We start from the raw sequence: 3333 nt of genomic DNA, 5'->3' as shown, positions 1-3333 counted from the left end.
CACTGGCGGGGGTTGTTTGTATGGTGGGCTGGGGTCTACTGAATGAAGCCCCGAAACCCGCATGAATGCTTATTTTTCTTCAGAACGATCTCCATTTATTCCCCCATTTGTTCCCCCGGTTTGATTTCGCTACCTTGTTTAATTGTGGCATTTTTTATGAAGACACCTGCGCCAGCTTGACTCAGCGCATCACGGCCATGATGCCAGCAGCGGCATCCTATGCCGATCCCACCGGGATCGCACCGGGATTGACCCCAACTCCTGCTCCTTGACGGATATCTGCGGTGACAGCTTGACGCTGCAAGGGCGCCATCCTGCTGATCAGACCGGCACATCGTCTAACATGAGCCCGTGGCGGAATCAAGGCTAGCTGTGTCAGCCTTAGTTCTCACAGGGTTGATGTCCATCGTTACGCCCCTGCCACCAAAAGGAAGGACTGATCGATGACTAAGAAATTTTCAGAATTGCGTGCACGGCTGTCCCCCGAAGCGCGCTCGCGCGCAGATGTGAAAACCAAAGCCATGCTGGCCGAGATGCCACTAAATGAGCTTCGTCAGGCGCGTGACCTATCTCAAAAGGTCCTGGCCGAGATACTTCATGTTCAGCAGCCCTCAATTGCCAAAATGGAGAAGCATGCTGACATGTACCTATCCACCCTGCGCAGTCACGTTGAAGCGATGGGTGGGCGCCTGGAAATCGTCGCCCAGTTCCCTGACGGGACGGTCAAAATCAGCAACTTTTCGGAACTGGGGAAAATTTCAGTTAACCCAGCCGATGATGTTGTCAGGGCTACCGTGCCGCGTTCTGCGCAGCTACAAGCTCTGGGAACGTAGGAAAGTGGCGTAAGCCGCACTCGCGCTTGCTGTGCCGGATGGACCGCTCTTTGTTAGGAACGCAATTCCTCAGCAATGTCAGGTACTTCCCACCCTCAGTTCGCGCCGTCTTCACTGAGATCGTAAATCGTCCATCTGCGCCACGACCCAAGGGCATCACTGCGGAAGTCYGCGTTGCGTTAACCGACCAGTTCTTGCTCCACGGTGGCAAGCATGATCGCTAAATCATCCATCATCGGCTGAGCTGGGGGATAGCCCATCCCGTGAAGGCCCATCGGGTAGCGCAAGACATACTCCCCGGCGTGCAACTCTTGGAGATGGGTAGCCCAAGCTGGTAGAGCGATGGCAATGGGCATCCCCTCACTACGGGCTCGTTGCCACAAGTTTTTGAGGTCGTGACCAAACGGCTTTTTCTTTAAATCGTCCGCAATTAGGCCTCGCTTTACCAAGAACGCTTTCAGCAAACTTTCGAGAATTTGCCCAGCAAGCATTGTGAGCGCTGGCGCAGCAGCAGCAACGGATTCAGGGTCGACGGCGGCCAAAAGCTGTGCCCCTCGCATGAGCGACCGCCCTGCACCCAAAAACGCCTCCTCAGGCATGATCGGAAGCATCTCCATGGGCCGCATTTCCACGCTTCCATCGTTCGAACCAACCATGCTGGCCATCCTCTCGCTGCTATGGGCATACCCAGTCGAGACTAGGATGTCCAGTTAGAAAACTATCATCCTACCGGGCATGAGATCGAGTCGCAGGGCTAACCATAGGAGCGCCCTCTCTGATAGTTGGTCTGGCCTGTCCAGATCGACCAGTTCGCTTGCTCTTGGACTAACATCAATGGTCGAAGAGCCTCACCCTTCTTATCTCCCCCTCAAACATGAACCCAGCCCAACGCCTATTAGCCATCTACGACAAGTTGATCCAACAGTCCGCGCGAAGCGGGCAAACCATGTTGAAAATTTGGATTAGGGTGTTCAACGTCACGCCAGACACAGAAACGACCGATGACGACGTGATCATGTACCTGCAAGCCTTTCGAAGTGAGATCGATTTCGTCCGAGCAATGCTTACTCAATACGGCGTGCCACCAGAGTTGGCTAGCGCAGGGTTCGACAGACTCCGGAACGTCTCATCGCCCGCGCACTTGCACGGGCCGTGGGATAGTCAAAAAGGGAACATCATTCCGCCAGAGAATCGACTTGCTCTCCAATGGGCAGCTTGGTTACTCCGAGATGAAGATGAGGGAGTCATGGCCGACGCTGAGCTTCAAAGCCTGCGCACGGAGATCGAGGCACTGGAGGCTAGCCTACGCGATACCGAGATGGCATCGTACCTTCGCGACTTCATCCAGCGGCAGATGGATACTATCCGCGCGGCGCTAAAGGTGCATGACATCCAGGGTTCGCGACCGCTCAAAGAAGCCCTTCGCAAAGTCGTCGGGGACTACAAAACTGAAGAGAAGGCCTTGAAGACAGCTCACGAGGGTGCCCCACACCCCGCAAAGGGTCTACTTGCCAAAACTTCCGCCCTGATAGAAAAGACGGCAAAGGTCTGCGACAGCCTTTCGAAGATCAAAAAAGCCGGCGAGGAAGCACTCCAACTGACCACCACTGTTGGACCACTCGTTCTGCCGTATGTTGAGAAACTACTCAGTAGTCCTTGATGCGCTGAGCTTTTCTCTCTCAAGAACATCGACAGTGCAGCACTTGAAGGTAGGAATAAATGCACGGCCTATATTCATTCAACACACCGGAACGCTTATTCCAACGTCTGCAGCGGAGCTTTGCCACGTTCTGCAAATCACCAAGCGAGGACGGGCTTTGGGATGTACTCTTCCCGATGTACCACCTGCGCGAATGGATTTATCCAGATGGCCACACGACCTATGCGCAAAAGGCCGACGTTGATCTCACACGTGAACAGCGACTGCATCGTGACATATACGCGTTAAATGAGTACACGGTGATTCGCGAGTTTTGCAACCGAGCCAAGCATTTCAATGCCAAGGAGGAAATCGGTTCTGTAGCTTCCTATAGTGGAGCACGAGTTGGCTGGATGCGCTGCGGTGATAGTCTCGGCGTAACCCATTTCACGGTGAACGGGCGAGAAATTAGGAGCTATTTGTTCCCGGTAATGCAGGCCTATGTGCATTACTTTCATCCGGAAGCACCGTGACGAAGAGTTTCCCTTGGTTATAGCGGCAGCAATAGCGGGCCACCGTAGACTCTACGTCAGTCGTTGCCGCCGCAATCATCGTAGTATTTGCGCGCCGTCGTGCAATTGGCCTCATCCGGGCCCAAGCCACCAGCGGCTACCGCTGCGTATTCCGGTGTAGTTGACCAGCGGAGCCGATTCTCGCTGACCACCTGACGCCAATATTCCGGTGATAACTAGAACCGTCGCCGGGAAGGCTAGCCACCATCGACGGGAGGCCGGTCGAGTAGTGCAACGTTCCGAACTTCCAGTGACTGGAGCAGTTCCAATAACTTGTTGGGGTTGTGTT

5 protein-coding genes are annotated in these 3333 nt (G+C 54.5%); 4 read left to right on the top strand and 1 reads right to left on the bottom strand.

Annotated features, from left to right (window positions below; translation table 11 throughout):
- The first annotated feature begins 65 nt into the window (after positions 1–65).
- Both AC1DUB_RS28185 and AC1DUB_RS28180 read left to right on the top strand, forming a co-directional pair.
- The gene (locus AC1DUB_RS28185) at positions 66–272 is read left to right on the top strand and encodes a hypothetical protein (protein WP_477732374.1); all 207 of its coding nucleotides are present in this window, start codon (positions 66–68) and stop codon (positions 270–272) included.
- Positions 273–443: 171 nt separating this feature from the next.
- Positions 444–833, top strand: coding sequence for an XRE family transcriptional regulator (locus tag AC1DUB_RS28180; RefSeq protein ID WP_477732373.1), 390 nt, complete (start codon positions 444–446; stop codon positions 831–833).
- 179 nt (positions 834–1012) lie between these two features.
- On the opposite strand, the gene AC1DUB_RS28175 is transcribed toward AC1DUB_RS28180, so the two are convergent.
- The gene (locus AC1DUB_RS28175) at positions 1013–1450 is read right to left on the bottom strand and encodes a hypothetical protein (RefSeq protein ID WP_477732372.1); all 438 of its coding nucleotides are present in this window, start codon (positions 1448–1450) and stop codon (positions 1013–1015) included.
- A gap of 329 nt (positions 1451–1779) precedes the next feature.
- On the opposite strand from AC1DUB_RS28175, the gene AC1DUB_RS28170 reads away from it, so the two are divergent.
- Together AC1DUB_RS28170 and AC1DUB_RS28165 are read left to right on the top strand one after the other, a co-directional pair.
- The gene (locus AC1DUB_RS28170) at positions 1780–2493 is read left to right on the top strand and encodes a hypothetical protein (RefSeq protein WP_477732371.1); all 714 of its coding nucleotides are present in this window, start codon (positions 1780–1782) and stop codon (positions 2491–2493) included.
- Positions 2494–2552: 59 nt separating this feature from the next.
- Positions 2553–3005 (top strand): hypothetical protein, encoded by a 453-nt coding sequence (locus AC1DUB_RS28165; RefSeq protein ID WP_477732370.1) that lies wholly within the window; start codon positions 2553–2555, stop codon positions 3003–3005.
- Positions 3006–3333 lie beyond the last annotated feature (328 nt).

The sequence above is a fragment of the Polaromonas sp. P4_F9 genome, assembly GCF_056401235.1.
The sequence above is the reverse complement of the archived record's forward strand: the minus strand, read 5'-3'. Positions and strand labels throughout refer to the sequence as shown.

Bases quoted from the DNA above. Each gene is read 5' to 3' on its own strand.
- AC1DUB_RS28185 (WP_477732374.1), top strand. From the start codon at position 66: ATGCTTATTTTTCTTCAGAACGATCTCCATTTATTCCCCCATTTGTTC.
- AC1DUB_RS28180 (WP_477732373.1), top strand. From the start codon at position 444: ATGACTAAGAAATTTTCAGAATTGCGTGCACGGCTGTCCCCCGAAGCG.
- AC1DUB_RS28175 (WP_477732372.1), bottom strand. From the start codon at position 1,450: ATGGAGATGCTTCCGATCATGCCTGAGGAGGCGTTTTTGGGTGCAGGG.
- AC1DUB_RS28170 (WP_477732371.1), top strand. From the start codon at position 1,780: ATGTTGAAAATTTGGATTAGGGTGTTCAACGTCACGCCAGACACAGAA.
- AC1DUB_RS28165 (WP_477732370.1), top strand. From the start codon at position 2,553: ATGCACGGCCTATATTCATTCAACACACCGGAACGCTTATTCCAACGT.